Raw genomic sequence first — 26,243 nt, forward strand, 5'->3', positions numbered from 1 at the left:
TACCGCGTCCGAGTATGTCCCGACCGGCCCGCATGGATACGCTGGATGTACCCGCGAACCGCCGGTCACGCAGCATTCACAGCACCGCCAGGAGATCCCCATCAGCAGTTTCGCCGACAAGACCTTCACCGCGCCGGCGCAGATCAGGAACTTCTGCATCATCGCCCATATCGATCACGGCAAGTCGACGCTGGCCGACCGGATGCTTCAGCTCACCGGCGTCGTCGACGAGCGGTCCATGCGGGCGCAGTACCTGGACCGGATGGATATCGAGCGGGAGCGCGGCATCACCATCAAGGCGCAGAACGTCCGGCTGCCCTGGAAGGTATCCGACGGCCCGGACGCCGGCAAAGAGTATGTCCTGCACCTGATCGACACTCCTGGCCACGTCGACTTCACCTACGAGGTGTCCCGGGCGCTGGAGGCGTGCGAGGGCGCCGTGCTGCTGGTCGACGCGGCACAGGGCATCGAAGCCCAGACGCTGGCGAATCTCTACCTCGCACTGGACCGCGACCTGACCATCATCCCGGTGCTCAACAAGATCGACCTGCCGGCCGCCGATCCGGACCGCTACGCCGGAGAGATCGCGCACATCATCGGCTGCGAGCCCAGCGACGTGCTGCGGGTGTCCGGCAAGACCGGCGAGGGCGTGGCCGACCTGCTTGACCACGTCGTGCGCGAGGTGCCGGCGCCGCAGGGCGATGCCGACGCACCCACCCGCGCGATGATCTTCGACTCCGTCTACGACATCTACCGCGGCGTGGTGACCTACGTCCGGGTGATGGACGGCAAGATCATCCCGCGGGAACGCATCCTGATGATGTCCACCGGCGCGACCCACGAACTGCTCGAGGTCGGCATCGTCTCGCCCGAACCCAAGGCCAGTGCGGGCCTGGGAGTCGGGGAGGTCGGCTATCTGATCACCGGCGTCAAGGACGTCCGCCAGTCCAAGGTCGGTGACACCGTGACGACGGCCCGCCACGGCGCCAAGGAAGCGCTGACCGGCTACCGCGAACCCAAGCCGATGGTCTACTCGGGGCTGTATCCGGTGGACGGTTCGGACTATCCGGACCTGCGCGACGCCCTGGACAAACTGCAACTCAACGACGCGGCGCTGACCTACGAGCCGGAGACGTCGGTGGCGCTGGGCTTCGGGTTCCGCTGCGGCTTTTTGGGACTGCTGCACATGGAGATCACCCGCGAGCGCCTGGAGCGCGAATTCGATCTGGACCTGATCTCGACGTCGCCCAACGTCGTCTACCGGGTGATCAAAGAGGACAACAGCGAGATTGTGGTGACCAACCCGTCGGACTGGCCGGAGGGCAAGGTCCGGGAGGTGTATGAGCCGATCGTCAAAACCACCGTCATCGCGCCCAGCGAGTTCATCGGCACCATCATGGAGCTGTGCCAGTCGCGTCGCGGCGAACTCGGCGGCATGGACTATCTGTCGCCGGAACGAGTGGAGCTGCGCTACACCATGCCGCTCGGTGAGATCATTTTCGACTTCTTCGACTCGCTGAAGTCGCGCACCCGCGGCTACGCCAGCCTGGACTACGAGGAGGCCGGCGAACAGGAGGCGGCTCTGGTCAAGGTCGACATCCTGCTGCAGGGCGAGGCCGTCGACGCGTTCAGTGCGATCGTGCACAAGGATTCGGCGTTTGCCTATGGCAACAAGATGACCACCAAGCTCAAGGAGCTCATTCCACGGCAGCAGTTCGAGGTGCCGGTGCAGGCGGCCATTGGTTCGAAAATCATTGCGCGCGAAAACATTCGCGCCATCCGCAAGGACGTCCTCTCCAAATGCTACGGCGGCGACATCACCCGTAAACGCAAACTTCTGGAAAAGCAGAAGGAAGGCAAGAAGCGGATGAAAACCATTGGACGCGTCGACGTGCCGCAGGAGGCATTTGTCGCGGCGCTGTCTACCGACGCCGCGGGGGACAAAGCCAAGAAATGAGGATCCGGTGGCGCAGCGCGGCGCCGCTAGTGGCGACCCGATATTGCCGAAGGCGTGATCGCGCTGCCCTCGGCGGCCGAGGCCGGCACGTTGTTCGCCACGTTCTCCGAGCAGTGGAAGCACTGCGACGGCAAGACGCTGAACGTGCCGGCCAGTAGTTTCGCCCAGAACGTGATCACCGACGTCGGTGTTGAGTATTCCGTTGTCGCCGCCAATATTTCGCGCCAGCCCGATGTGCGGTCGGTACTGCATGCCGTGCCGGAAGTCCGTGCCCTGGGGGTGCGGGGCAACTGTCTGATCGAGGTCGACGTGGCCTACGTCAACAGCGCGGACCTGCCGGGCCAGCCGGCCGCGAAAACCGACGCCCTGACCGTCGCGCATGCCCTGATGGACAAGGTCAGTGCGCTGGGTTGACCGGGCCGGTGCACCCACCGCGATGCCGTTCGTCGTGGCGCCGGGGCAGCAGGGTAAGAATTGGTCATGCGGATAGGGGGAGCGGCCGCGGCGCTGATGCTGGTTGCCGCGGTGACGGTGAGTTGTAGCGTGGCCGTCGACGGGGTGGCGAAGCCGGCGCCGAACCTCAAGCCTCGCCCGCTGCAGGGCCAAACCGTTCGGCAGGTGCTGCTCGACAGCGCCACCCTGTCCCGGATGCTCGACCAGCCGTTCGGGGCCCGCAACCCGGTGATGTTCGGCGGCCCCGAAAAGTTGTATCGCGTCGACCGGCAGGTGTCGCCGCCCGGATGCCTGGGCATCGTCGAGATGCTGCAGGCCAGCGTCTATCAGTCCGGCTCCTCGGGCACCCCGGTCACCGATGTGGCATCGGAGTCGTGGTGGAACAACGGCCAACCGGCACAGGTGATCACCGTGATCGAGGGGGTGGTTGCGCTCACCTCGGCCGCCCAGGCCCAAGCGCTGTTCGGGCAGTTCTCTCAGCAGTGGCAGCAGTGCAACGGCCGGACGGTCACCGAACACAGCGGCCCGATCAGCACCACGAACGTCATCAGCGACGTCCGCATCGACTCGTCCAATACCGTTGTCGCCGCGACGAATAACGCGACCTCTGTACTGCCCAACATGCCGGCGCTGCGGCCGACGCCGCAGGCGCGTGCCCTGGGCGTCCGGGCGAACTGCCTCGTCGAAGTGCAGGTGGTGTTCTTCGGCGGGCGCCGCTCGTCGGACCCCGGCACGGGCGACGTCAACACCAGCGGTATCGACATCGCCCACGCCATGATGGACAGGGTGAGCGCGCTGGGCTGAGGGTTTACAGCTGTTTGTTGGCGATCACGTTGCCCGACACCGCGTCGACTGTGACCTGGTGTTCGACGATGAAGGTGTCCCAGGCGACCGCTTGCCACACCGTGGCACCGTTGCTGTCCTCGAGCGCGAGTTCACTGATCGAGGCGCCGGCGATGATGGACAGGATCTTCTCCGCCGCCGTGCGATAGTCGAGCCGTGCCGCTTGCACCAGGGCACGGGTCTTGGCCTTGTCGGAGTCGTCCTGGTTCGCCGGCGTCGGGCCGACCATCAGCGTGGCCCCGTCGGAGGACACATCCATGGCTTGGTTCGCCCCGTCCGGTGTGGCCACCAGCACCCGCCACGTTCCGGTTTCTTGCGATTTGATCGACGTCAACTTGCCGCCTGGAACCGCGCCCAGGGCAACCGATCCGGCGTGGATCAAGTTGTGTGGGTCGGGCGGTGTGTCCGGACGCGTCCAGGTGGTGTGGACAGTGGTGGACGACGGTGCGGTCATGCTCGACGTCGACGTTGCCGTCGAGTCACCGCTGTGGCCACACCCCGCCAGCCAAGCGATCGTCGCGCACATCACGGCCACGGTGCCACCCGCTGTCTTCATCGGTCCACTCTCGTGTCGATATGAATCCCGTTGCCGAAGAACGGATTTGATGACCACGCTACATGGGCGCATTGGCGGGCTGGAACATCCCGGACCCATCGGATTCCTCCTCGGCGCGAATCACGTGGACCACCGCGTTGATCAGCGCCAGATGGGTGAATGCCTGCGGGAAGTTGCCCAGGTGCCGGCCGGTGCGGGGCTCGATCTCCTCGGCGTAGAGGTGCAACGGGCTGGCGTAGGACAGTAGCCGCTCACAGAGCCGCTTGGCGCGGCTCACCTCGCCGATCTCGACCAGGGCCGACACCAGCCAAAACGAGCAGATCGTGAAGGTGCCCTCCTCGCCGGACAACCCGTCGTCGGTCTGCTCGACCCGGTAGCGCAGCACCAACCCTTCCTCGGTGAGCTCGTTGGCGATCGCCAGCACCGTGTTGCGCACCCGCGGATCGTCGGGCGGGAGAAATCGAGTCAGCACCACCAGCAGCAGCGAGGCATCCAACGCGTCGCTGCCGTACCGCTGGGTGAAGACGCCGCGCGAGTCGACGCCGTGCTTGAGGATGTCGGCCTTGATCTCCTCGGCGATCACTCGCCACTGTTGGGCGTAGCTCTTCTCACCCTGCCGTTCGGCCAGTTTGGCTCCGCGGTCCAGCGCCACCCAGCACATCACCTTCGACGAGGTGAAGTGCTGCGGTTCCCCGCGCACCTCCCAAATGCCGCGATCGGGCTCGCGCCAGTGCGCGATCGCCTCCTCCACCTGTTTTTTGAGCACCGGCCACAACGTCTCCGGCACTTGCTCGCGCGACTTGGCGTGCAGATAAAAGGAATCCAGGATCGAACCCCAGATGTCGTGCTGGATCTGGTCGTAGGCGCCGTTGCCGATCCGCACCGGACGCGCATGGTCATAGCCGGACAGATGATTGAGCTCTTCTTCCACCAGGCTGCGCTCGCCGCCCACCCCGTACATCACCTGCAGCGGATGGCGCTCGTTGCTGTTGGCGCCGGACACGTCGGCGATGAATGCGAAGAAGTCGTCGGCTTCGCGGTCCAGACCCAGCGTGTAGAGCCCCCACAACGCGAACGTCGAGTCGCGGATCCAGGCGTAGCGGTAGTCCCAATTGCGCTCGCCGCGCGGCGTTTCCGGCAGCGACGTGGTGCTGGCGGCCAGCAGCGCGCCGGTCGGGGAATAGGTCAGTCCCTTCAGCGTCAGCGCGCTGCGCTGCAGGTACGCCCGCCACGGGTGGTCCGGGAAGTTTCCGATGTTGATCCACTGGCGCCAGCACTCTGTGGTCTGCCACATCCTGTCGGCGGCCTCTTCATACGTCTGCGGCGGTGGGTGCTTGGTCCAGCTGAGCGCGACGAACACGTCGTCGCCCTCCTTCATCCGGGTGCGTGCCCGGGCTTCGCGGCCCTCCAGCCCGATGTTGAGGTTGGTGGTCAGCCGTAGTTGTGGGTGGTCATCGGGCTGTTTGCTGGCGCGAGCGACCGCCTCGTTGTAGGCATTGGCCGAGTACTCCCAGTCCACGCCGAGACGGTGGTAGTCGAACGCCGGTTCGCAGCTCATCATCAGCTCGACGGTGCCGCTCACGCAGCGCACCGTGCGCAACAGGATGTGTTCGGCATCCCAGTCCATCGGCGTGCGGCGGTGTGTTTTCGAGCGACGCTCGATGTCATGCCACGGGCCCATCACCAGCGCATCCCGCACGATCAGCCACCCGGTGTGGGTCTGCCAGGTGGTTTCCATGATCAGGCTGCCCGGCAAATAGCGGCGCGCCGAGGGCACCGAGACGCCGTAGGGGCCGATCCGGAAATGGCCGGCGCTGCGGTCCAGGATCGCGCCGAACACGCTGGGGGAGTCGGGGCGCGGCACACACAGCCATTCGACCGAACCGGCCGGCGAGATCAGGCAGGTCGTTTCCCAGTCGGATAGAAACGCGTAGTCGGCGATCGGCGGGAACGGGTTGCGTAGCGCCCCGCTCGAAGCAAACGGCGCGGCCGCGCTGAAATCGAGCGGCGAAACCAGGGGCGACTGCGGGGCGGGGTCAAGCGCCTTCTCGGTCTCGCCGTTGGTGGGCTGATCAGCGGGCTGGGCGTGCAAAACCATGTCGACATCATCATCTGTCGACCCGCCCGGCGTCCATTCTTGCGCCGCACGTCGCGCCATGATGCCGGCGATCAGCCGGGCGGCCGGGCAAACTTCGGCGCGTGCTCGGAGAGCGGGCCGATCGCCACCAGGTAGGCGATCAACCGGCGTAACGCCGGCGAGCGCCCCACCAGCCGGAGACCGCCCGGTGGTGCGGCGTCCTGTCCGGACACCACGTCGGCAACCACTTGGGCGTGGATGGTGCGTTGCACGGCCTGGATCATCGCGGTGGGAAGCCAGCGGCGCACCTGGACGCGAGCGAGGTCTCGCGTGGACAACCGGCCGGCTCGCAGCGGACCGGCCAGGATGCAGGCCGCTGCCACCGCGTCGGCGACCGCGAGGTTGATGCCGACGCCGCCGACCGGCGACATCGCGTGGGCCGCGTCGCCGATGCACAGCACGCCGTCGGCATACCATCGGCGCAGCCGGTTGAGTTGCACGTCAAGGAGTTTCACGTCGTCGAACGACGTCAGCGTGTCAATCCGGTCGGCGAGCCAGGGCACCACGGCCACCACCACGTGGTGCAGCGCGTCGATGCCCCGGGCGCGCAGTTCGGCGTCGGATCCCTTGGGAATGATGTAGGCGATCTGGTAGTAGTCACCGCGGTCGATCAGGATGATCCCATGCCCGGCCCGAAACGTCCCCGCAAGTCCCTTCGGGTCGTCGCTGCGCCGCGGCAACCGGAACCACCACACGTCCATCGGGGCGCCGAACCGTCGCGGCGTCGCCCCGATCGCCGCGCGCACCGTCGACGCGCGACCGTCGCAGGCCACCGTCAGCGTGGCAGGTAACCCTTTGGTTTCGCCGGCGGGATCGCGGTAGGTGACGCCGACCACCCGGTCGGCCTCGCGAAGCACTCCGGTCACCTCGGTGCTGCGCCACAACCGGAAACTGGGTTCGGCCTCGGCCGCACTGGCCATCATTTCCAGAAAATCCCATTGCGGCACCAATGCGATGTGCTGATGCGCACCCGGCAGACGGGATAGATCCAGGTTCAGCGGTTGACCCCGGATCGACAGCTCGATGGAGTCGATGAGGCGATGCGGAATTTGGGCGAACCGGGATCCCAGACCCAGTTCATCCAGCAAACGCAGGGTGCTCGCGTGCACCGTGTCGCCCCGGAAGTCACGCAGGAAATCCGCGTGCTTTTCCATCACCGTGACTCTTACGCCGGCCCGGGCCAGCAGCAGGCCGAGCACGATGCCTGCCGGACCGCCGCCGGCGATGACGCACGTCGGTTGGTCGTCGGCGGTGGCCATTGGCTGATCCTGACACATTGGTGTTTCCGGCGGCAGGACGAATAGGGTGGGCTCGATGAACGGGTTCCTCAACTGGTGGGACGGCAACGAGCTGTGGATTTCCGGGCTTCCCTTTGTGCTGCAGGCCATGGTGGTGATGCCCGTGGTGCTGGCGGTCGCCTACGTGACGGCGGTGTTGCTGGACGCCGTGCTCGGCAAGGGCATCGAGCTGATGCGCCGGGGCCGTCGGATCGACGGGACGCCCAGGTAACCGGCATGCCCCGGTCCCATGTGACGTTGATTCTCGTCACGCTCGTGGTGTTGGTGATCGTCGCGTGGATGGTGATCCACTGAGGCCGCGTGCGCGGCCCGGTCCGCTGGCGGGCTAGCGAATTCCTGTTAGGCTTCGCGCCATGCACTTGACAGCCGCGGTTCGGGACTGTGATGTCGTCGTGCACTGTTGTCGCTGACTACCACCCGCGCGCGGTTTGGTAGGGAATTCGCGAATTCTCCTAACGGTTCCAAGGCCTTTCCGCAGCAACGGGACAGATCCCCCACCCGCCCGCACCGGAAGGCCGTTGATGCGTAACGACAACGACAGCGCACCGCGCCGGCGGCCACTGTTTGCGCTCGCCGCGCTCGCCGCCGTCGCCGTTGCCTGCAGCCCCGGCCCCAGCGACGTCGTGGGCGGCGGCGGGTTGGCCAACGCCCGCACGACCATCACGCTGGTGGCCTATTCCGTCCCAGAACCCGGATGGAGCAAGGTGATTCCCGCTTTCAATGCCTCGGATGCGGGCAAGGGTGTGCAGGTGATCACCTCCTACGGGGCCTCCGGCGACCAGTCCCGCGGGGTGGTCGACGGCAAGCCCGCGGACGTGGTCAACTTCTCGGTCGAGCCGGACATCACGCGATTGGTCAAGGCGGGCAAGGTGTCCAAGGACTGGAATACCGATGCCACCAAGGGCATTCCGTTCGGATCGGTGGTGGCGCTGGTGGTGCGCAAGGGCAACCCGAAGAACATCAAGGACTGGGACGACCTGTTGCGGTCCGATGTGGAGGTCGTCACGCCCAGCCCGTTGAGTTCGGGTTCGGCCAAATGGAATCTGCTCGCCCCGTATGCCGCCAAAAGCGATGGCGGCAGCAACAGTCAAGCCGGCATTGACTTCGTCGCCAAACTGGTTCGGGAGCACATCAAACTGCGACCGGGATCGGGACGCGAAGCCACCGACGTCTTCGTCCAGGGCAGCGGCGACGTATTGATCAGCTACGAGAACGAAGCGATCGCCGCGGAGCGGGCGGGCAAACCGGTCGAACACGTCATCCCGAAGCAGACCTTCAAGATCGAGAACCCGGTGGCGGTCGTGACAACCAGCCCGCACCTGGATGCCGCGACCGCCTTCAAAAACTTCCAGTACACCGCCCCGGCACAGACGGTGTGGGCGCAAGCCGGTTACCGGCCGGTCGATCCCGCCGTCGCCGCCCAGTTCCGGCCCCAGTTCCCGGCGCCGGCGAAGCTGTGGACGATCGCCGACCTGGGCGGATGGGCCACGGTGGATCCGCAATTGTTCGACAAGAACAACGGCAGCATCACCAAGATCTATACGAAGGCCACCGGATGACCTCTTCCTTCTTGGGCGCACGTACCGGCGCGACGGCGGTCGAACCCGACGACCCCGCCCGGCCGGGTGAGCAGCCGGGACCGCGGTCGTTCGGGCGGGGCGGCGGCACGTCGCTGCGTGTCGGTGTGGCGACGGTGTGGCTGTCGGTGATCGTGCTGTTGCCGCTGGCGGCAATCGCGTGGCAGGCCGCGGGCGGCGGCTGGCACGCCTTCTGGCTGGCGATCACCTCGCACGCGGCCGTGGATTCGTTTCGGGTGACGCTGACCATCAGCGTTGGGGTCACGGTGGTCAACACGGTTTTCGGGCTGCTGATCGCCTGGATTCTGGTGCGCGACGACTTCATCGGACGACGATTGGTCGACACGGTCATCGACTTGCCGTTCGCGCTGCCCACGATCGTCGCCAGCCTGGTGATGCTGGCGCTGTACGGCAACAACAGCCCGGTGGGATTGCATTTGCAGCACACCGCGTGGGGTGTGGCGGTGGCCCTGGCCTTCGTGACCTTGCCGTTCGTGGTGCGCGCGGTTCAACCGGTGTTGCTGGAAATCGACCGGGAAACCGAAGAGGCGGCGGCGTCGCTGGGGGCCAGCGGCCCGAAGGTCTTCACCTCCGTCATCTTGCCGTCGCTGCTGCCTGCTTTGTTGTCCGGTGCGGGGCTGGCCTTTTCACGGGCGATTGGCGAATTCGGCTCGGTGGTCCTGATCGGCGGCGCGGTGCCGGGCAAGACCGAAGTGTCGTCACAATGGATACGGACTTTGATCGAGAACGACGACCGCACCGGTGCTGCAGCGATATCCATTGTGCTACTGGTGATTTCATTCGTGTTGCTGTTCATCTTGCGCATCGTTGCTGCGCGTGCGGCACGGCGGGAGGAGAAGGCATCGTGAGGTCATCGTGAGGACACTGCCCTGGATGCGTTATCTCCTCCGCTACGTCGGTCTGGCATACATCGTCGTGTTGCTGATAGTTCCGGTTGCGCTGATTCTGTGGCGCACGTTCGAGCCGGGGTTCGGCCAGTTCTATGACTGGGCGAGTACCCCGGCGGCGCAATCTGCGCTGGACTTGTCGCTGTTGGTGGTGGCCATTGTGGTGCCGCTGAATGTACTGTTCGGGATTCCCACCGCTTTGGTTCTGGCGCGCAACAGATTCCGGGGCAAAGGCGTGCTGCAGGCCATCATCGACCTGCCGTTCGCCGTCTCGCCGGTGATCGTGGGTGTGGCGCTGATTCTGTTGTGGGGGTCTGCGGGTGCATTCGGTTTCGTCGAGCAGAACTTCGGGCTGAAGATCATCTTCGGCCTGCCGGGCATAGTCCTGGCCAGTATCTTCGTCACACTGCCCTTCGTGGTCCGCGAAGTCGAACCGGTGCTACACGAGCTGGGCACGGATCAAGAGCAGGCCGCTGCCACGCTGGGTTCCGGTTGGTGGCAGACGTTTTGGCGGATCACCTTGCCGTCCATCCGGTGGGGGCTGACGTACGGCATCGTGCTGACCATTGCTCGCACGCTGGGCGAATACGGTGCGGTGATCATCGTGTCGTCCAACCTGCCCGGTAAATCGCAAACGCTGACGTTGCTGGTGTCCGACCGCTACAACCGCGGCGCCGAGTACGGCGCCTACGCACTGTCCACGCTGTTGATGGGAGTCGCCGTGGCGGTTCTGATCGTCCAGGTGATTCTCGATATCCGCCGAGCGCGGGCGAACAAGGTTGCCTGACAAGGAGACACGAATATGACCGCCAGCAAGACCGACGACGCGATCATTGTTCGCGACGCCAATAAGCGTTACGGCGATTTCGTGGCACTTGACCACGTCGATTTCGTCGTGCCCGCGGGATCGTTGACGGCCCTGCTCGGACCCAGTGGTTCGGGTAAGTCGACCCTGCTGCGCGCCATTGCCGGCCTCGACCAGCCCGATACCGGGACCATCACGATCAACGGCCGTGACGTGACGCGGGTGCCGCCGCAGCGGCGTGGCATCGGGTTCGTGTTCCAGCACTACGCCGCGTTCAAGCACATGACGGTGCGCGACAATGTGGCCTACGGCTTGAAGATTCGAAAACGCCCGAAGGGCGAGATCAAGGAGAAGGTCGACAACCTGCTGGAGGTCGTGGGGCTCAGTGGTTTTCAGAGTCGCTACCCGAATCAGCTTTCGGGCGGTCAGCGCCAGCGCATGGCGCTGGCGCGGGCGCTGGCCGTCGATCCGCAAGTGCTGTTGCTCGACGAGCCGTTCGGCGCGCTGGACGCCAAGGTCCGCGAGGATCTGCGGGCCTGGCTACGGCGTCTGCACGACGAGGTTCACGTCACGACGGTGCTGGTGACCCATGATCAGGCCGAGGCGCTGGATGTCGCCGACCGGATCGCGGTGCTCAACAAGGGACGCATCGAGCAGGTCGGGTCCCCGACGGAGGTCTACGACGCTCCGGCGAACGCGTTCGTGATGTCGTTTCTGGGGGCGGTCTCCGAACTCAACGGCAGCTTGGTACGTCCGCACGACATTCGGGTTGGCCGCAACCCCGAGATGGCGATCGCCGGCGGTGACGGGACCGCCGATTCCATTGGAGTAGTGCGCGCGACCGTCGAGCGCGTGGTGGCGCTGGGGTTTGAGGTACGCGTCGAGTTGACCAGCGCAGCCACCGGCGGGGCGTTCACCGCGCAGATCACCCGCGGCGACGCTGAGGCGCTGGCCCTCAAGGACGGGGACACCGTCTATGTGCGCGCCACCCGCGTGCCGCCCATCGTGGCGGAGGCGTTGCCCACCACTGCTGCCGACCGGGATCAGAGCACGCTGACGTCGGCCTGATCCGTCAGGGCAACGCCGACCAGTACGGCGGGGCCTGGGTGAGCCGCCCCAGGTATTCCGCGGCTGCCTCCTCGTCCGGTGCGGCGGTGTCGTCACCGTGCGCCAGCGGGCACCAGCGCGGGTCGGCCTCGACGATCCACACCGCGTCGAGTTCCACCTCCGGCACCGGGGCGCCCGGCGGCGGCGAGATCAGGTCCGTGGCGAAACCTTCGGCGCCGGGCCAGGTCAGCCCGTCGCTGTAGACGATCTCGTTGTTCCGGTTCTGGGCGACGACGTGGAAATGCGGCAGGCCGGCGAGGTGCTCGGCGAGACCGCGCGTGCCGTGGTCGCCCATTGCGTCATGCTAGTGCGCGGGGCGACGCGCTGTCCCGGTCAGGCCGCAACCGGCGCGACGGCTGCAGCGGTGAAGCGATGCAGCACCGTCTCGGCCACCAAACGGTGCGAACCCAGCGGGGCCGCCATGTCGATGCCGGTCTTGTCGGCGAAGCGTTGAACGCGATCCGGTAGCCGTCCGGGCGCCAGAAACCACGGCGCGATGACGACACGTCGGGCGCCTTGCCGGCGCAGCCTGCCCAGTCCTTCGGCCAGCGAGCGTTCCTGTTGGCTGGCGAATGCGGTGGTTGCTCCCACCCACGCGGTGCCGGCCAACAGTTTTGGCGCGACTTTCCCGGTGCGCGCGTTTACCGCCAGGTCGGACGTGCCGATTGCCGCCACGAGCACACCAAGACCATCGTCGAGGCGGGACAGTCCCAACTGCGTCACTCGCTCGCGTAGCACCGACACCAGTCGGTCGTCCTCACCCAGCACGGGTGCTTGCCGGATACGTGGCATCACACCGCAATTAGCGATCTGCGCCGGGATGTCGACGCGGGCGTGGTAGGCGTTCGCCAGCAGTAGCGGAGTGACGACGGCCGGGCGGTCGAGCGCACCGAGCACATCGACGAGACTCGGCGAGTCGTGATCCAGGAAGGCCAACCGCACCTGGAGGTCGGGCCGGCGGCGCGAGACCGCCTCGGCCACGGCGCGCGCGTTGGCCGCCGACCGAGGGTCTTTGCTTCCGTGCGCGGTCAGCACGAGGGCGGGCTTGATCGTGCTACTCGCCCCGGCAAGCAGGTGGTGGCACCGCCCAGTTGTGGGGGCGCCGCCCCATCTCGTTGCTACGCCCGGCATCGACGGCGGCACGTCACGATGCATGCAAGCCGCATTCGGTCTTGGCGAGCCCCTGCCAACGTCCGCTGCGCGGATCGGCGCCTGCCGCGGGTTTGGCCGTACACGGCGCGCAGCCGATCGACGGATAGCCTTCGTAGACAAGCGGATTGACCAGCACGTCATGCTCGTCGATGTAGTTCTGCACGTCCTCGTCGGTCCACGCCGCCAGCGGGTTGATCTTCACCAACTTGAACGCCTCGTCGAAGCTGATGAACGGCGCGTTCGCCCGCGTTGGCGCCTCGACCCGCCGTATCCCGGTGACCCAGGCGGAGTAGCCGCGCAGCGCTTTGCCCAGCGGAGCGACTTTGCGCATCTGGCAGCATTCGCCGGGGTCGCGGGCGAACAGGTTTTTGCCCATCAGCTTGTCCTGCTCGGCGACCGTGTGTTCCGGCGTGACGTTGAGAACCCGTACGTCGTAGACGGATTCGACGGCATCGCGGGTGCCGATGGTCTCCACGAAGTGGTAGCCAGTATCGAGGAAGAGCACCGGCACGCCGGGGCGTACCCGGGCCGCCAGGTCCACCAGCACCGCGTCCTGCATATTGGAGGCGACGACGTAGTTGCACGTCGCCCAGCCTCGTGGGCCGTTGACCCCCCCGAAGTTCTCATCGGTCCAGCGCAACAGCTCGTCGGCGCCGGCGCCGTCGAGTTCGGCCGCGCCGCGAGCCGCGATCTCGCGCAGTTCCTCTTCGGTCCGCCGGGTCGTTGATCCGGTGCTCATCGCAGGTCGCCCTCCTCGGCGCGAAGGGCCCACTGCGCGAACCGCTCTCCTTCGTTGCGGTGCTTGACGAAGTTGCGCACCACCCGGTCGATGTAGTCGCCCAGCTCGTCACTGGTGACCTTGTGCTGGCGCAGTTTTCGGCCGAATCCGCTGTCCAGCCCCAGGCTGCCGCCCAGATGCACCTGGAAGCCCTCGACCAGGCTGCCGTCACCCGCGTCGACCATCTGGCCTTTGAACCCGATGTCGGCGACCTGAATTCGTGCACAGGAGTTGGGGCAGCCGTTGATGTTGACGGTGATCGGCACATCGAGCACCGAGTTGATGTCCTCGAGCCGGCGCTCCAGCTCGGGCACCAAAGATTGTGCCTTGACTCGGGTTTCGGCGAACGACAGCTTGCAGAATTCGATACCGGTGCATGCCATCAGATTCCGGCGCCAATGCGACGGTTGAGTGTGCAGGCCGAGTGCGTCCAGGCCGGCGGTCAACTCGTCGACCTTGTCGTCCGGGACGTCGAGGATGACCATCTTCTGGTAGGGCGTCAACCGGACCCGGTTCGACCCGGCTCGTTCGGCGAGGTCGGCCACCGCGGTGAGGATGGTGCCCGACACCCGTCCGGCGATCGCGGCGACGCCGACGGCGTTGAGCCCGTTCTTGAGGCGCTGCACGCCGACGTGGTCGATCGGGTGCTTGACCGGCTCGGGGGCCGGGCCGTCGATCAGCGGTCGCTTGAGGTATTCGGTCTCGAGGACGTCGCGGAACCTCGCGATGCCCCAGTCTTTGATCAGGAACTTCAGCCGGGCCTTGGAACGCAGCCGCCGGTAACCGTAGTCGCGGAAGATCGAGGTCACGGCGTGCCAAACCTCCGGCACCTCGGCCAACGGCACCCAGGCGCCGACCCGTTGGCCCAGCATCGGGTTGGTCGACAGCCCGCCGCCGACCCACAGGTCGAGGCCGGGCCCATGCTCCGGGTGGTTGACGCCGATGAACGCGACGTCGTTGACCTCGTGCACCACGTCCTGCAGACCCGAAATCGCGGTCTTGTACTTGCGCGGCAGATCGGCGAACTCGGGCTGGCCGATGTAGCGGCGCACGATCTCGTCGATCGCCCAGGTCGGGTCGAGCACCTCGTCGAGCGATTCGCCGGCCAGCGGGGAGCCCAGGATCACCCGGGGGCAGTCACCGCACGCCTCGGCGGTCTGCAGACCGACCTCGCCCAGCCGCCGCCAGATTTCGGGGACGTTTTCCACTTCGATCCAGTGGTACTGGATGTTTTCCCGGTCTGAGATGTCGGCGGTGTCGCGAGCGAATTCGGTGGAGATTTGGCCGACGGTGCGCAGGGCGGCCGTCGACAGCGCTCCGCCGTCGCAGCGCACCCGCATCATGAAGTACTTAGCTTCCAGCAGATCGGCGTTGTCGTCGCCGGTGAACGAGCCGTCGTAGCCCTGCTCGCGCTGGGTGTACAGCCCCCACCAGCGGAAACGACCACGCAGATCGCTCTTGTCGATGCTGTCGAAGCCCTGTTTGGCGTAGCTATCCAGGATGCGTTGGCGCACGTCCAGTGGCGCGCCGGCCTGCTTCATCTCTTCGTTGGGGTTGAGCGGCGCACGGTCTCCTAGCGCCCACTGGCCCTCGCTCCGAGCCTTCTTATCGGGGGCAACGGGACGGGCTGTGGTCATTCGAAGGTCTCCTTCGCGGGCTGTGCAGGCGTGGACGCGCGACTCACCGGTTGAGCTCTGGCAGGCGCAGATCCGGCGCCAGCTGGACGAACAGGTGGGCGGGTCTACGGAATCAAGCCGGACAGCTACAGCTGCAGACACGCTTGAGATCGATGTGCCGACGGGCCACGAGCGCAATGCGCGAGCTGGGCTGGGCGGCGGTCACTCGCCCATTGTGCCATGGACATGGCCGGGTAACGCCACCAGCCCGAATTTCTCCTCATAGCGAGCAAAATTACCTAGCAAACCTGGGTAATCCGGCATACAAAACCGAGAAATCCCTGAGAGCGTGGCCTCGGCGGGTGTGACATGGCTAATTCCTCGACCGGGTGCGCGGTGCCGATCGCGTCCGGTCGGCGGGCTCTGGTGTCGGCAAGTACCACCTCGCGGCGACCCGGGTGAGTTTGCTCACCAGCGGCGGCCGGCGGCGGCCGGCGGCGCGTGTTCGTCGTGGGATCATTTGGCATGGCTTTACGCACGGCCCCGGTCGAGCTACCGGAAATCCAGCGGAATCCTGGGCGCCCGTTCGGGCTGTACGTGCATGTCCCGTTCTGCATCACGCGGTGCGGATACTGCGATTTCAACACCTACACACCGGCCGAACTGGGCGGTGTCAATCCGGACGCGTGGCTGCAAGCGCTGGACACCGAATTGGCGCTGGCCACCGTCCTGTTGAAGGCGCCGACGGTGAACACGGTGTTCGTCGGCGGCGGTACGCCGTCACTGCTCGGCGGTGCGCGTCTGGCGGCCCTGCTCGACATGGTGCGCGAGCACTTCCCGGTAGCGCCCGAGGCGGAAATCACCACCGAGGCCAATCCCGAGTCGACCTGGCCGGAGTTCTTCGACGCCGTCCGGGCGGCCGGATACACCCGGCTGTCGCTGGGCATGCAGTCGGTGTCGCCGCGCGTGCTGGGCACCCTGGATCGCGTGCACTCCCCGGGGCGGTCGGCCGCCGCCGCGGCCGAGGCGAAGGCCGCGGGCTTCCAACATGTCAGCCTCGACCTGATCTACGGCACTCCGGGTGAAACCGACGAAGATCTGTTGCGCTCGGTGGATACCGCCGTCGACACCGGGGTGGACCACGTGTCGGCGTACTCCCTGCTCGTGGAGCCGGGGACGGCGCTGGCGCGCCGGGTTCGCAGCGGCGAGCTGGCCGCGCCGGACGACGATGTGCTGGCGCACCGCTACGAGCTGGTCGACGCACGACTGTCCGAAGCCGGGATGGCCTGGTACGAGGTGTCCAACTGGTCGCGACCCGGCGGCGAGTGCCGGCATAACCTCGGCTACTGGAACGACGGTCAGTGGTGGGGTGCCGGGCCGGGAGCGCACGGGTATGTCGGCACGACGCGCTGGTGGAATGTCAAGCATCCCAATAGCTATGCGCAGCTGCTCGCCGATTCGGTGCTGCCGGTGGCCGGTTTCGAACAACTCGACGCCGAAGCACTGCACACCGAGGACGTGTTGCTGAAAACACGTCTGCGGCAAGGGCTTCCGCTGTCGGGTCTGAACGCTGACGAGCGCGAGCGGGCCAAAGCCGTAGTCGCCGACGGACTATTGGTGGCCGCCGGCGACAGGCTGGTGCTCACCCCGCGCGGCCGACTCCTGGCCGACGGGGTGGTGCGAACCCTGTTGGGGTGAGGCCGTCAGACGCCAACCCAGTGTTGAATGAGGCGGGCGATCTCGATATACAGCGGGATGCCGATGGTGACGTTGTAGGAGAACGTCAGACCCAGTGACGCGGCCAGCGGCAGCGTCGGACTTGCTTCCGGGATCGCCAAGCGCTGCACCGCCGGCACCGCGATATAGGACGCCGCTCCACACAACACCGCAAACAACACGTAGGTACCGGTCTTGAAGTCGGCGTGGGTCAGGCTTGCGTAGCAGCATGCGACAAAGATCCCCAGGGTCGCAAAGACATTCGGGGCCAGCAGCGCGAAGACGATGAATCCGGGGCCCGCTTTCCGTAAATCCTTCAGCTTGCGTGACGCCGTCATGCCCATCTCGAGCAGGAACAGGCACAGCACGCCCTGGAATGCCAGGACGAAGAACTTGTCGTCGTCCTGGACCACTTTCTGGCCTTGCAGCCCACTGATGAGTCCGATTGCGATGCCGCCGATCAGCAGCACCAAGCCCGGGTTGAGGAAGACTTCCTGGAACAGCTCGCGGGAGAAGATGGACGGCTTTTTGCCGGTGGATCGATGTGAAAGGTCGTCGAAGTCCCCCAGATGGTCGGACTTTTCGAGCGAGAGCTCGAGCTCTTCCTCGATGCCGCGCGCGTGCTCGGTCTCCAGGCTCTGGCCGTGCGGCGGCCGCGCCGCCGTGCCGGGTCCGACGCCGACCTTGACGGCCGCGTAGCCCGGCTCGTCGACCATGTTGCCCGCGGCGTCCATGCCCCGGTGCCGCAGCCGGGCGACCAGGTACAACGCGACCAGGCAGCCGGGGATCTCCATCACGGCCAGCATCACCGGCATGTAGGCGTTGAAGGCGATGTTGACGGCGGCCAGGACGGCCACGCAGGTAGCGAACGTTCCGGCGGAATCCGATCCGTAATAGCCGCCGATGGTGGCCCGGTCGACGCGCCGCAGATTGGTCATCAAACCCAGCAGGAGATAAGCGATTCCACCGATCACACAGTTGAGCACGAAGCCCAACACCATGAATCCCACTATCGCTGCGAGGCTGGAGGCTTGAACCTGGGCGAGTTCCTCACCGCCGTGCCAGCCGATGGCCAGCAAGAGATACATCGTGAGGCCTTGATAGATCACATACGGGAACTCGAAACGCACTCGCAGGATCGGAATCATAAATCCGAAGTAGAAGAAAAGCAGAAGTGGTTTGAACAGGTTGTGCGTGAAGTTCTGCCAGAACTCTTGCAGCATTGGTGCCTCTCTTCATTCGTCCGCCGGTCCGGGGAATGCACCGTCCGCAAGCGGTGGGGGCGAGCACGAAAATCCCGAGGGCCGTGCAAAATTTAGCGCCGCCGGTGTCGGTCCGCCACTCGTCTGATGCCCCGAAAATCACGTGTTTTCCGGCCGGGCGGTGAATTACGCGGACGGGGTAAAACCCGTGGTCACCGCGATGCAGGTAGGACCGGGTGAACCCTGATTAGCGGGAGTCGGGTGTGAATTCGCTGTGTATTTGCTGGGAGTTGGGGAGTGTCGCGGTTCAGCCGGAAATCAACGAGGGCCGGACCCCCGCGCCCCGTTTGCGGTGTGTCACAGATAACCACGCCGTGGGCGAATAATGCGTGGTGATTTCCTCAAACCCGTCGACGCGGGAAACCGTGAGCACGCCGGTTTCCTGATTGATTTCGAGCTCGTCACCCTCGGATGCCTGGACTTCTTCGCCGTTCGCGAGCCTGATCACGAACATGAGGTTCCTCTCGATCGATGGAGGAGTTAGCTGCTGATCCCTAACCCAGTCGGTGAAGTCTGGTTGCGCCTTCCCGTCGCCGCTGCCATGAGGTCTGTACCGCCGCACCGCCCACATGTGCCGGGGTGCGCCCCGTAGAGAGTCGCCAGCACCGAACGACAGCAACGCGCGAAGAGCTGAGGTCATGTTAGCCCTTCGGCCCCGCGCGGAGCAGGTTGAGAAGCGGCGAATCTCGGCGCGGCCCAGTGCTTCCCCGAGAGTTCGGGGTCAGGGCGCCCGAACGTGCTGACAACGGTCGGTGCTCCCGATTTCCACAAAAGTGCCCGTACCAGCTAAGAGACCAGCGCGCACACCTGCTAGTTGGGGACTTTCATAGGTTAGGCTACATTTACTAACTGTGACCGATGCCAGCGTCGAGACAAATCCCGTAGGCGTTACGTTGCCGTCGATCCCGATTCCCCCGGACGTCGACCCGGCCGACCTGGCCGCCGCGCTCGCGGCGGCGTTGCCGGAGCGACTCGGCGAGGAGTACCTGCTCTACGAGAACGCCGGCGAATGGGTGCTTGCCAGCGGCGCCCACGCGACGATCGAGTTGGACAGCGACGAGCTTCGGGTCATCCGCGACGGGGTGGCAAAGCGTCAAGGGTGGTCTGGCCGACCGGGGACGGTACTGGGTGAGGCAATTGACTGCCTGTTGTTGGAGACCCAGCAGCTTTACGGTTGGATCGCCTTCGAATTCGGCGTCTACCGCTACGGATTGGGACAACGACTGACGCCGGGCACGCCGCTGGCGCGACTGTTTTGGCCCCGGTCCCGAATTGTGGTCACGCGGCAGGGGATTGCGCTGCGCGACGCCGCCGAGAGTCACCGGGCAGTCGTCCTGGAAGTCCTGCGGGACGGGGTGCCCGGCCTGCGCGAGACCCGCGACATCGATATCACCAGCGACGCGTCCGACTACCGCGGTCGCGTCATCGAAGCCGTGAGCGAGATCGCGTCCGGCGAGTATCAGAAGGTGATCCTCTCCCGTTGCGTGGAAGTGCCCTTCCCCTTGGACTTTCCAGCCACCTACCGACTGGGACGCCGGCACAACACCCCGGTGCGGTCATTCTTGCTGCGGCTCGGCGGAATCCGTGCGCTGGGCTACAGCCCCGAACTCGTCACCGCCGTCCGCCAGGACCGCGAAGTTATCACCGAGCCGCTGGCTGGCACCCGAGCGCTCGGTCGTGGTGCCGTCAACGACCGCCGAGCCCGGGATGACCTGGAGTCGAACTCGAAAGAGATTGTCGAACACGCTATTTCGGTACGCAGCTCGCTGCAGGAGATGAATGAGATCGCCGAGCCCGGAACGGCGGCGGTGACCGACTTCATGACCGTCCGGGAGCGGGGGAGCGTGCAGCACCTTGGCTCGACGGTCAGCGGACGGTTGGATCCGTCCAGCGACCGGATGGACGCGCTGGAAGCGCTGTTCCCGGCGGTCACCGCGTCGGGTATCCCGAAGGGCGCCGGTGTCGAGGCGATCCTGCGTCTCGACGAGACGCCGCGAGGGCTGTATTCCGGTGCGGTGGTGTCGGTTTCGGCCGACGGTGCGCTGGATGCTGCTCTGACGTTGCGAGCTGCCTACCAGTCCGGCACTAGGACATGGCTGCGCGCTGGTGCGGGGATCATTGAAGAGTCGCAGGCCGACCGCGAATTCGAGGAGACTTGCGAGAAGCTGTCCACACTCGCGCCCTATCTCATTGAGCGTCGGTAAGCTCAGTAGGCTCGTGCTCCAATCAGTGGCTGGTCAGCTCGACGAACGCCTCGTTGAACAGTGCGTCAAGCGCCGGCCACCACCAGGGTCGGCTGCCATGCCTCGTCGAATTCCCAATCTGGCCGCGCTGAGCAGTTGGGTCGTCGCGAAACTTGACGAGTTGCAACTGCTTCCACCGCGACACCGGGCAATACCGTGCATGTTCTGCGACACGCCGCTGCCGGTCTACGAGGCGCGGGTCGATTGCGCCGAACACGTGACCGTCTAGCGACGCTTCATTTGCGCAGCCGCAAGGTCAATTCCTGCGGTGCAGGGTGAACACCGGAATGATCCGTGTCGTTCTGGCTTGATAGACGCCGAAATTCGGCGCGATGGACACGACCGCATCGAACAGGGAATTGCGCGCCTCGCCGCGGGCTTCACGGGCGGTGGCTTCGAACGACTCGGTGCCCAGGTCCACGTGCACCCGCGGGTTGGCCCGCACATTGTGCACCCAGGCGGGATCTTTCGGTGCGCCGCCCCGCGAACCGATGATCACCATGGCGCCATTGACGGTGAAATAGGCCAGTGCTGTCAGTCGCGACAATCCCGATTTGGCGCCGATCGCGGTCATCAACAGCAGATCGCGGTTTTCGAAGACGCCACCGACTTTGCCGCCGTTTTGCCGGAACTCTCGAATGATCTGCTCGTTGAAACGGTTCAGCGCGGCGGTGTCGGTGCGGAATCTCTCGTCGTCGAACTCTTGCACATGTTGCATCCGGTCGACGCTAGGGCCCACGGTTGAGCATTTCGGCGTCCCCCGATCATCGGGAAACCGACGTTGTCGGCAGAGCCGGACCGGGTGGCGCACGGATAATCACTTCGGGTGGCCGAGCGGCCCGGGTGGCCGAGCGGCGCCGGCAAGGCCGGGAAAGGAAATGTGTAGCGAATGATCCGCGGAAAGTCCGCCGTCATCACGGGTTCCACATCGGGTATCGGTCTTGCCATCGCACGGGCCTTCGCCGCCGAGGGAGCGAACGTCACCCTCAACGGGTTCGGCGACCGAGACGCCGTCGAGCAGCAGCGGCGCGACATCGAAGAGAGGTTCGGGGTCACGGCGGCCTACTCAGGCGCCGACGTGACCAAGCCGGCCGAGATCGCCGAGATGATCGCCCAGGCCGAAGCGAGCTTCGGGGCGGTCGACGTCCTCGTCAACAACGCCGGCATCCAGTTCGTGGCGAAGGTTCAGGATTTCCCCGTCGAAAAGTGGGACGCGGTGATCGCCACCAATTTGTCGGCTGTGTTCCATACCTGCCGGTGCGCGGTGCCCGGGATGAAACGCCGCGGCTGGGGCCGCATCATCAACATCGCCTCGGCGCATGGTCTCGTCGCCAGCGCCGAGAAGGCGGCCTACGTCGCGGCCAAGCACGGCGTCGTCGGGCTGACCAAGGTGGTCGCGATCGAAACCGCGGACCACGGCATCACTTCCAACGCGATCTGTCCCGGATGGGTGATGACACCGCTGATCGCGCAGCAAATCGAGACATTCGCCGACACCACGGGAAAGTCCGTCGAAGAGGCCAAGCGCGAGTTCGTCGCCGACAAACAGCCGATGGCCCGCTTCACCCGCCCGGAAGACGTTGGGGCACTTGCGGTTTTCCTGGCCGGGGACGCGGCCGCCACCATCACCGGTGCGAGCTACTCGATCGATGGCGGCTGGACCGCGCAATAACGTCTCGGGGTTGCGTGCGCTACGCCGTGGTTGCGGCCCGCTGCCGCAGCGGGCGACTGCGAACCAGTGTCGGCCACCAGAACCACGGCCCGAGGATGCGCAGGATCGAGGGCACCACGAACGAACGCACGATCAACGTGTCGAGCAGCAGGCCGACGCAGACGGTGGAACCCAGCTGGCCGATGGTGCGCAAATCGCTTGTCAGCATTGCCAGCATCGTGAACGCGAACACCAGACCCGCAGACGTCACCACGCCGCCCGTGCTGCCGAGGGCGCGAATCAACCCGGTGTGAATTCCGGCGTGCAATTCCTCTTTGACCCGCAGGATCAACAGCAGGTTGTAGTCGGAACCCACCGCCACCAGGATGATGAAGGTCAGCGGCAGTATCAGCCAGTGCAAAGGCAGCCCGATGAGGTGTTGCCAGACCAGTATGGAGAGCCCGAAGGCCCCGGCGTAGGAGAAGGCCACCGTGCCGGGGATCACCAAGGCGGCCACCAGGCTGCGTGTCAGAAACAGCATGATCAAGAAGATCAAGACGAACGCGGCGATCGCCACGATGAGCAGATCGGATGCGGCGTATTGCTTGATGTCCTTGTTGGTCGCTCCCGAACCGCCGATATACACCTTGGCGCCGGCAAGTGAGGTCTCTTTGAGCGCCGAGGTGATCGCCGTGGGGAACTGTTCGACATGCTGTACACCTTCGGGGCCGTTCGCATCGCCCTCGTGGGTGACGATGATCCGAGCGGCCTGGCCGTCCGGCGACATCAGCAGCTTTATCCCGGTTTTGACGTCTTCGTTGTCGAAACCCTCGTGCGGGATGTAGAAGAAGTCGTCGCTGCGGGACTGGTCGAAGTCGAGCCCCACGTTGATCATGTCGTCGAAGGTCTGGTCTGTCTGGGTGGACTGCAGCGAAGACTGGCTGTAGGTGTTGACCAACAACGAGGCCAGAGCCTCGGAATCATCGGCCGTCAATTTCAATTGCGTGATGATCTGCGGCAGTGTCTGGTCGATGATCTCGAGTGACGCGACGGAGTCCTTGATGTCGTCAGCCATCTTGTCGAGACCGTCGATTGACTCGAACAGGGACCGAAACGCCCAGCACACGGGAATATCGAAACAGTGCTTCTCCCAATAGAAATAACTGCGAATAGGGCGGAAGAAATCTTCGAGATTCGCGAGGTTTGACCTCAACTCGTCGGTGACGCGTTGCATGTCCTGCATCGTGAGCACCGTCTTATGCATCTCGTCGGACATCGTCTGGAAGAAGTCGATCTCCTTCCGCAACACCGCGACGGTGTGCTCGGTAACCCGTGCCTGCTCTTGGGTATTGGCGTTTTGTTGCTTGGTGAAGGGGAGTTGTTGACCGTTTCCGCTGCCTTGCGTGGTGAACAAGTAGGGGATGGTGGCATGTTCCAAGGCTCGACCCATGGGTCTGGTGATGCTTTGCACCATCGCGACACCGGGAAGGCGTTCGAGCGCCTTGGCCGCCCGGTCTAGTGAAATGAAATCAGCCGAGTTTCGTAGGTCATGATCCGACTCGATCATCAACATCTCGGAGAACAGCTTGCTCTTGGGAAAGTGCCGGTCTGCCGCCTGGAAACCCACATTGGCCGGAGAACTGCGTGGTTGGTAGTGACGGTCGTCGTAGTTCTGTCGGTACGTTGGCACGAAGATCGCCCCCAGTAGCACGGCTGTCGCACTGGCGAAGAGGACCGGCACCGGCCACCGGACCACGCTCGTGCCGATCCGTCGGTACAAATGTGCCTTGGCCTTGCTCCTTGGGTCGAAGAGCCCGAAGAGGCTCCCGACCGTCAGAAAGGCCGGGCCGAGCGTCAGCGCCGCGGCGATCGTGAACAGCATGCTGATCGCCACCGCCGGCCCCATGGTGTGGAAGTAATTGAGCCGCGCGAACGTCAAGCAGTAACACGCTCCGGCGATCGTCAATCCTGAGCCGAGAATGACTGGCGTAACGCTCTTATAAGCGGTGTAAAACGCCTGCTCTCGGCCTTCGCCGTCGTGGCGCGCCTCGTGGTAGCGGCCTATCAAGAAGATGCCGTAATCGGTTCCGGCTCCGAGCGTGAGCGCGACGACGATGTTGACGGCGAAGGACGAGAGCTCGATGTACCCGAGATGCCCGAGGGTTGCGATGACCCCCTTCGCGACCAGCATCTCGAACAGAACTCCGGCCAATGGCACAAACATCGTGATGATCGAGCGATAGACCAACAGCAGCATCGCGATGATGAGGAAGATCGTCACGATGGTGATGTTGTTCAAGCTTGAATTCGCAATGGCTACGGTGTCCGAGGCCAGCGGGGCAGCGCCGCTGACGTAGACCGTGAGTCCGGGCGGTGGCGTATCCTTGGCGACGATATCCCGCACGGCGGCAACGGATTCGTTCGCTTGCATCTGGCCGATATCACCCGCCAGACGCAACAGCACGTATGCGCACTTGCCGTCGAGGCTTTGCGCCCCTGCCGCGGTGATCGGCTTGCCCCACAGGTCCATGGCGTACTGGACGTGCTTGCGGTCTTGTTTGAACCGGCGCATGAGGTCGTCGTAGTACTGATGATCCACATCGCCCAGCGGTCGGTTTCCCTCCAGCACGATCATCGCCAGGCTGGTCGAATCGGACTCATGGAACTTCGCACCGATGGACAGCAACGCCCGCTGCGACGGTGCATAGTGCGGGACCACTGGGCCCGCGAGCTCTTCGGCGACCGTCTCCACCTGCGGCATGAACGTGTTCGTCGATACAGCGAGCAGGGCCCAGAAGGCGATGATCGGTATCGCAAAGATCCGGACCATTCTGGGGACGAGTGGTCGCTTCGGCGAAGGTTCCGCCTGATGCTCGCTCATGCGGATTTCACTAAGCAAAAAACGTGCGCGTCCTGCTGGGCATCGGACTGTTCGGCGCGGACAACACCGTTGACTCGCAACCGGCAGCCCAGCGAGCCGCCATGAACCTGCGCAGAGATGCTGCCGGATACCACGGTCAGGGTTGTCGCCTCGGTATGCGACCACGGCAAGGTCGTGAGATTGACCTGATGCGGATGCCCGTTGATATCCACCCACACGAGCATTCCGCCGTCCCCGGCGGAGCCGAACAACTCATACGTGATGCGCTTGATACTGAACTCCGGGGGCGCTGCCGGCTGGTTGACGGTGATCACGGGCTCCGGATTGGAGAATTCGTGGACCTTGACCATGGCCACCGCACCCAGGCCGACGGCGATGACGGCAACCAGGGGCATCCAGGCTCGCGCCAAGACAGTCCTTCCGACTGACCGAGGGCTCACTCGACCACCTTTTCGAACTCGGGTCCCTGACCTTGCGCTCTTTCCCGCTCCCGCTCCCAAGCCGCCAAATAGTAGACGGTCCTGTGCCCAATACGATGGACTGATCGTCAAGAGTAGCGGCTCGGTGGCAAAACGAGAACACGACGACCACGGACGTTGCCACCCGCGGTTGCTTTCGGCAACGGCGATGGGCGCCGCCAATCCGGTGACGGCTCGCGACGACGCGCTCGATGTCTTTGCTAGTCGCGCTTTCGCGATGCGAAAAACGACGTTATGGCAGGAATGCGCTGTCTTATGACGTTGCTCAAGCCGCTTTTCGTAGCCGTCTTTTCAGCCTGGCACTGCGCAGAATCTGGGTCGTGAAGTTGATCGAGGCCAGCATGGGAAACACGCCGAGGAAGGTGCGTTCGGATGGTGTCGCTCCATGCAGGTGATACAAGCTGCCGAACACGTAAAAGCATCCGACCATGAACAGCGCCCCGGGGATGCAGAAGGTCCTCAACGAGCTTCGATCCGCGACGATTCGCTTGGCGTAAGCCAGCTCATCGGCCGACATCGGCTCGCCCTTACGCACCTTCCGGGTAACCGTCTTGGCGATCCCGATTTCGTCGCTTATCGGAAGGGTCGGCCGGTCCTGTAGCTGTTTGACGTATACGCCGGCAAGGGCGGCGAACACCAGCGCCAGCGCGAGCGTAACCACGGTCAGCAACCCATACAGACCTTGCGTCATGCTTGGCTCCTCGTCACCTGATTGGTCGCCAGCTTAGGCCCCAGCGGGTAACGGTTCGGGTTCGATTCGGTCATGCCGCCGCCCGTCGCGCCGTGCCGCGGCCGTGGCGATCCCAGAATGCGGGACATGACGC

At 64.9% G+C, this 26,243-nt stretch carries 26 protein-coding genes; 12 read left to right on the forward strand and 14 right to left on the reverse strand.

What is annotated here, in order from left to right; genetic code table 11:
- Positions 1-94 precede the first annotated feature (94 nt).
- The 3 genes from lepA to G6N33_RS21055 all read left to right on the forward strand — a co-directional run bounded on the left by lepA (position 95) and on the right by G6N33_RS21055 (position 3,214).
- Positions 95-1,957: a translation elongation factor 4 gene (gene lepA, locus G6N33_RS21045; RefSeq protein WP_101528161.1), complete on the forward strand. Its 1,863-nt coding sequence runs from the start codon at positions 95-97 to the stop codon at positions 1,955-1,957.
- A gap of 54 nt (positions 1,958-2,011) precedes the next feature.
- Positions 2,012-2,371: a sensor domain-containing protein gene (locus G6N33_RS21050; RefSeq protein WP_049918973.1), complete on the forward strand. Its 360-nt coding sequence runs from the start codon at positions 2,012-2,014 to the stop codon at positions 2,369-2,371.
- A gap of 66 nt (positions 2,372-2,437) precedes the next feature.
- Entirely contained in the window at positions 2,438-3,214 is a 777-nt protein-coding gene (locus G6N33_RS21055; RefSeq protein ID WP_044507006.1) for a sensor domain-containing protein, read from the forward strand.
- A gap of 4 nt (positions 3,215-3,218) precedes the next feature.
- On the opposite strand, the gene G6N33_RS21060 is transcribed toward G6N33_RS21055, so the two are convergent.
- The 3 genes from G6N33_RS21060 to G6N33_RS21070 form a co-directional block, all read right to left on the reverse strand.
- Positions 3,219-3,809: a cupredoxin domain-containing protein gene (locus G6N33_RS21060; protein WP_044507005.1), complete on the reverse strand. Its 591-nt coding sequence runs from the start codon at positions 3,807-3,809 to the stop codon at positions 3,219-3,221.
- A 58-nt stretch (positions 3,810-3,867) separates the two neighbouring features.
- Positions 3,868-5,907 carry a glycoside hydrolase family 15 protein gene (locus G6N33_RS21065; protein WP_044507004.1) on the reverse strand — a complete coding sequence of 680 codons (2,040 nt, stop codon included), beginning with the start codon at positions 5,905-5,907 and terminating at the stop codon, positions 3,868-3,870.
- A gap of 71 nt (positions 5,908-5,978) precedes the next feature.
- Entirely contained in the window at positions 5,979-7,205 is a 1,227-nt protein-coding gene (locus G6N33_RS21070) for an FAD-dependent oxidoreductase (RefSeq protein WP_044512094.1), read from the reverse strand.
- A gap of 55 nt (positions 7,206-7,260) precedes the next feature.
- Between G6N33_RS21070 and G6N33_RS21075 the strand changes: the two genes are divergently transcribed.
- The 5 genes from G6N33_RS21075 to G6N33_RS21095 all read left to right on the forward strand — a co-directional run bounded on the left by G6N33_RS21075 (position 7,261) and on the right by G6N33_RS21095 (position 11,602).
- On the forward strand, positions 7,261-7,455 hold the full coding sequence (locus G6N33_RS21075) for a hypothetical protein (protein ID WP_044507003.1): 195 nt from the start codon (positions 7,261-7,263) through the stop codon (positions 7,453-7,455).
- Between the two features lie 310 nt (positions 7,456-7,765).
- Positions 7,766-8,803, forward strand: a complete 1,038-nt coding sequence (locus G6N33_RS21080) for a sulfate ABC transporter substrate-binding protein (RefSeq protein WP_044507002.1) — start codon at positions 7,766-7,768, stop codon at positions 8,801-8,803.
- Entirely contained in the window at positions 8,800-9,690 is an 891-nt protein-coding gene (gene cysT, locus G6N33_RS21085) for a sulfate ABC transporter permease subunit CysT (protein WP_084947883.1), read from the forward strand. The genes G6N33_RS21080 and cysT overlap by 4 nt, the downstream gene beginning before the upstream one ends.
- 25 nt (positions 9,691-9,715) lie before the next feature.
- Complete coding sequence (gene cysW / locus G6N33_RS21090) at positions 9,716-10,516, forward strand: sulfate ABC transporter permease subunit CysW (protein ID WP_456299187.1); 801 nt, start codon at positions 9,716-9,718, stop codon at positions 10,514-10,516.
- Positions 10,517-10,531: 15 nt separating this feature from the next.
- Positions 10,532-11,602, forward strand: a complete 1,071-nt coding sequence (locus tag G6N33_RS21095; RefSeq protein ID WP_044506999.1) for a sulfate/molybdate ABC transporter ATP-binding protein — start codon at positions 10,532-10,534, stop codon at positions 11,600-11,602.
- A gap of 4 nt (positions 11,603-11,606) precedes the next feature.
- On the opposite strand, the gene G6N33_RS21100 is transcribed toward G6N33_RS21095, so the two are convergent.
- The 5 genes from G6N33_RS21100 to G6N33_RS28000 form a co-directional block, all read right to left on the reverse strand.
- Positions 11,607-11,936: a hypothetical protein gene (locus G6N33_RS21100; protein WP_044506998.1), complete on the reverse strand. Its 330-nt coding sequence runs from the start codon at positions 11,934-11,936 to the stop codon at positions 11,607-11,609.
- Positions 11,937-11,974: 38 nt separating this feature from the next.
- Positions 11,975-12,796 carry a sirohydrochlorin chelatase gene (locus tag G6N33_RS21105; RefSeq protein ID WP_081662016.1) on the reverse strand — a complete coding sequence of 274 codons (822 nt, stop codon included), beginning with the start codon at positions 12,794-12,796 and terminating at the stop codon, positions 11,975-11,977.
- Positions 12,786-13,532 carry a phosphoadenylyl-sulfate reductase gene (locus G6N33_RS21110; protein WP_044506997.1) on the reverse strand — a complete coding sequence of 249 codons (747 nt, stop codon included), beginning with the start codon at positions 13,530-13,532 and terminating at the stop codon, positions 12,786-12,788. The genes G6N33_RS21105 and G6N33_RS21110 overlap by 11 nt, the downstream gene beginning before the upstream one ends.
- Complete coding sequence (locus G6N33_RS21115) at positions 13,529-15,208, reverse strand: nitrite/sulfite reductase (protein ID WP_101528163.1); 1,680 nt, start codon at positions 15,206-15,208, stop codon at positions 13,529-13,531. The genes G6N33_RS21110 and G6N33_RS21115 overlap by 4 nt, the downstream gene beginning before the upstream one ends.
- A 112-nt stretch (positions 15,209-15,320) precedes the next feature.
- Positions 15,321-15,413: an Ms4527A family Cys-rich leader peptide gene (locus tag G6N33_RS28000; RefSeq protein WP_408632737.1), complete on the reverse strand. Its 93-nt coding sequence runs from the start codon at positions 15,411-15,413 to the stop codon at positions 15,321-15,323.
- 299 nt (positions 15,414-15,712) lie between these two features.
- Here G6N33_RS28000 and hemW point away from each other — a divergent pair, with 299 nt between their 5' ends.
- Entirely contained in the window at positions 15,713-16,885 is a 1,173-nt protein-coding gene (gene hemW / locus G6N33_RS21120; protein ID WP_044506994.1) for a radical SAM family heme chaperone HemW, read from the forward strand.
- A gap of 5 nt (positions 16,886-16,890) precedes the next feature.
- Here the strand turns inward: hemW and G6N33_RS21125 are convergent, their stop codons facing one another.
- Together G6N33_RS21125 and G6N33_RS21130 are read right to left on the reverse strand one after the other, a co-directional pair.
- Positions 16,891-18,126 (reverse strand): sodium-dependent bicarbonate transport family permease, encoded by a 1,236-nt coding sequence (locus tag G6N33_RS21125; protein ID WP_101528164.1) that lies wholly within the window; start codon positions 18,124-18,126, stop codon positions 16,891-16,893.
- 286 nt (positions 18,127-18,412) lie between these two features.
- The gene (locus G6N33_RS21130) at positions 18,413-18,619 is read right to left on the reverse strand and encodes a hypothetical protein (RefSeq protein ID WP_044506990.1); all 207 of its coding nucleotides are present in this window, start codon (positions 18,617-18,619) and stop codon (positions 18,413-18,415) included.
- Between the two features lie 397 nt (positions 18,620-19,016).
- Between G6N33_RS21130 and G6N33_RS21135 the strand changes: the two genes are divergently transcribed.
- Positions 19,017-20,369, forward strand: a complete 1,353-nt coding sequence (locus G6N33_RS21135; RefSeq protein WP_044506989.1) for a salicylate synthase — start codon at positions 19,017-19,019, stop codon at positions 20,367-20,369.
- Positions 20,370-20,466: 97 nt separating this feature from the next.
- Positions 20,467-20,637: a hypothetical protein gene (locus G6N33_RS21140; RefSeq protein WP_155945896.1), complete on the forward strand. Its 171-nt coding sequence runs from the start codon at positions 20,467-20,469 to the stop codon at positions 20,635-20,637.
- 27 nt (positions 20,638-20,664) lie between these two features.
- Here G6N33_RS21140 and G6N33_RS21145 read toward each other — a convergent pair whose 3' ends face one another.
- Positions 20,665-21,126, reverse strand: coding sequence for a nitroreductase family deazaflavin-dependent oxidoreductase (locus tag G6N33_RS21145; RefSeq protein ID WP_044506987.1), 462 nt, complete (start codon positions 21,124-21,126; stop codon positions 20,665-20,667).
- A gap of 171 nt (positions 21,127-21,297) precedes the next feature.
- Between G6N33_RS21145 and G6N33_RS21150 the strand changes: the two genes are divergently transcribed.
- Entirely contained in the window at positions 21,298-22,080 is a 783-nt protein-coding gene (locus G6N33_RS21150; protein WP_044506986.1) for a 3-hydroxybutyrate dehydrogenase, read from the forward strand.
- Positions 22,081-22,099: 19 nt separating this feature from the next.
- Here G6N33_RS21150 and G6N33_RS21155 read toward each other — a convergent pair whose 3' ends face one another.
- The 3 genes from G6N33_RS21155 to G6N33_RS21165 all read right to left on the reverse strand — a co-directional run bounded on the left by G6N33_RS21155 (position 22,100) and on the right by G6N33_RS21165 (position 26,110).
- Complete coding sequence (locus G6N33_RS21155) at positions 22,100-24,940, reverse strand: MMPL/RND family transporter (protein WP_044506985.1); 2,841 nt, start codon at positions 24,938-24,940, stop codon at positions 22,100-22,102.
- Positions 24,937-25,335: an MmpS family transport accessory protein gene (locus tag G6N33_RS21160; protein ID WP_044506984.1), complete on the reverse strand. Its 399-nt coding sequence runs from the start codon at positions 25,333-25,335 to the stop codon at positions 24,937-24,939. Before G6N33_RS21160 ends, G6N33_RS21155 begins: the two co-directional genes overlap by 4 nt.
- Positions 25,336-25,684: 349 nt before the next feature.
- Positions 25,685-26,110 (reverse strand): hypothetical protein, encoded by a 426-nt coding sequence (locus tag G6N33_RS21165; protein ID WP_044506982.1) that lies wholly within the window; start codon positions 26,108-26,110, stop codon positions 25,685-25,687.
- Between the last annotated feature and the right edge of the window lie 133 nt (positions 26,111-26,243).

The sequence above is a fragment of the Mycobacterium simiae genome (assembly GCF_010727605.1).
Taxonomy (GTDB): Bacteria; Actinomycetota; Actinomycetes; order Mycobacteriales; family Mycobacteriaceae; genus Mycobacterium; species Mycobacterium simiae.

Excerpts from the sequence above, each read along its gene's own strand:
- G6N33_RS21125 (WP_101528164.1), bottom strand. The coding sequence starts at position 18,126 with ATGCTGCAAGAGTTCTGGCAGAACTTCACGCACAACCTGTTCAAACCA.
- cysT (WP_084947883.1), top strand. The coding sequence starts at position 8,800 with ATGACCTCTTCCTTCTTGGGCGCACGTACCGGCGCGACGGCGGTCGAA.
- G6N33_RS21110 (WP_044506997.1), bottom strand. The coding sequence starts at position 13,532 with ATGAGCACCGGATCAACGACCCGGCGGACCGAAGAGGAACTGCGCGAG.
- G6N33_RS21100 (WP_044506998.1), bottom strand. The coding sequence starts at position 11,936 with ATGGGCGACCACGGCACGCGCGGTCTCGCCGAGCACCTCGCCGGCCTG.
- G6N33_RS21155 (WP_044506985.1), bottom strand. The coding sequence starts at position 24,940 with ATGAGCGAGCATCAGGCGGAACCTTCGCCGAAGCGACCACTCGTCCCC.
- G6N33_RS21055 (WP_044507006.1), top strand. The coding sequence starts at position 2,438 with ATGCGGATAGGGGGAGCGGCCGCGGCGCTGATGCTGGTTGCCGCGGTG.
- hemW (WP_044506994.1), top strand. The coding sequence starts at position 15,713 with ATGGCTTTACGCACGGCCCCGGTCGAGCTACCGGAAATCCAGCGGAAT.
- G6N33_RS21150 (WP_044506986.1), top strand. The coding sequence starts at position 21,298 with ATGATCCGCGGAAAGTCCGCCGTCATCACGGGTTCCACATCGGGTATC.
- G6N33_RS21115 (WP_101528163.1), bottom strand. The coding sequence starts at position 15,208 with ATGACCACAGCCCGTCCCGTTGCCCCCGATAAGAAGGCTCGGAGCGAG.
- G6N33_RS21075 (WP_044507003.1), top strand. The coding sequence starts at position 7,261 with ATGAACGGGTTCCTCAACTGGTGGGACGGCAACGAGCTGTGGATTTCC.
- G6N33_RS21165 (WP_044506982.1), bottom strand. The coding sequence starts at position 26,110 with ATGACGCAAGGTCTGTATGGGTTGCTGACCGTGGTTACGCTCGCGCTG.
- G6N33_RS21065 (WP_044507004.1), bottom strand. The coding sequence starts at position 5,907 with ATGGTTTTGCACGCCCAGCCCGCTGATCAGCCCACCAACGGCGAGACC.
- G6N33_RS21145 (WP_044506987.1), bottom strand. The coding sequence starts at position 21,126 with ATGCAACATGTGCAAGAGTTCGACGACGAGAGATTCCGCACCGACACC.
- cysW (WP_456299187.1), top strand. The coding sequence starts at position 9,716 with ATGCGTTATCTCCTCCGCTACGTCGGTCTGGCATACATCGTCGTGTTG.
- G6N33_RS21060 (WP_044507005.1), bottom strand. The coding sequence starts at position 3,809 with ATGAAGACAGCGGGTGGCACCGTGGCCGTGATGTGCGCGACGATCGCT.
- G6N33_RS21140 (WP_155945896.1), top strand. The coding sequence starts at position 20,467 with ATGCCTCGTCGAATTCCCAATCTGGCCGCGCTGAGCAGTTGGGTCGTC.
- G6N33_RS21080 (WP_044507002.1), top strand. The coding sequence starts at position 7,766 with ATGCGTAACGACAACGACAGCGCACCGCGCCGGCGGCCACTGTTTGCG.
- G6N33_RS21105 (WP_081662016.1), bottom strand. The coding sequence starts at position 12,796 with ATGCATCGTGACGTGCCGCCGTCGATGCCGGGCGTAGCAACGAGATGG.
- G6N33_RS21070 (WP_044512094.1), bottom strand. The coding sequence starts at position 7,205 with ATGGCCACCGCCGACGACCAACCGACGTGCGTCATCGCCGGCGGCGGT.
- G6N33_RS21130 (WP_044506990.1), bottom strand. The coding sequence starts at position 18,619 with ATGTTCGTGATCAGGCTCGCGAACGGCGAAGAAGTCCAGGCATCCGAG.
- G6N33_RS21160 (WP_044506984.1), bottom strand. The coding sequence starts at position 25,335 with ATGCCCCTGGTTGCCGTCATCGCCGTCGGCCTGGGTGCGGTGGCCATG.
- G6N33_RS21095 (WP_044506999.1), top strand. The coding sequence starts at position 10,532 with ATGACCGCCAGCAAGACCGACGACGCGATCATTGTTCGCGACGCCAAT.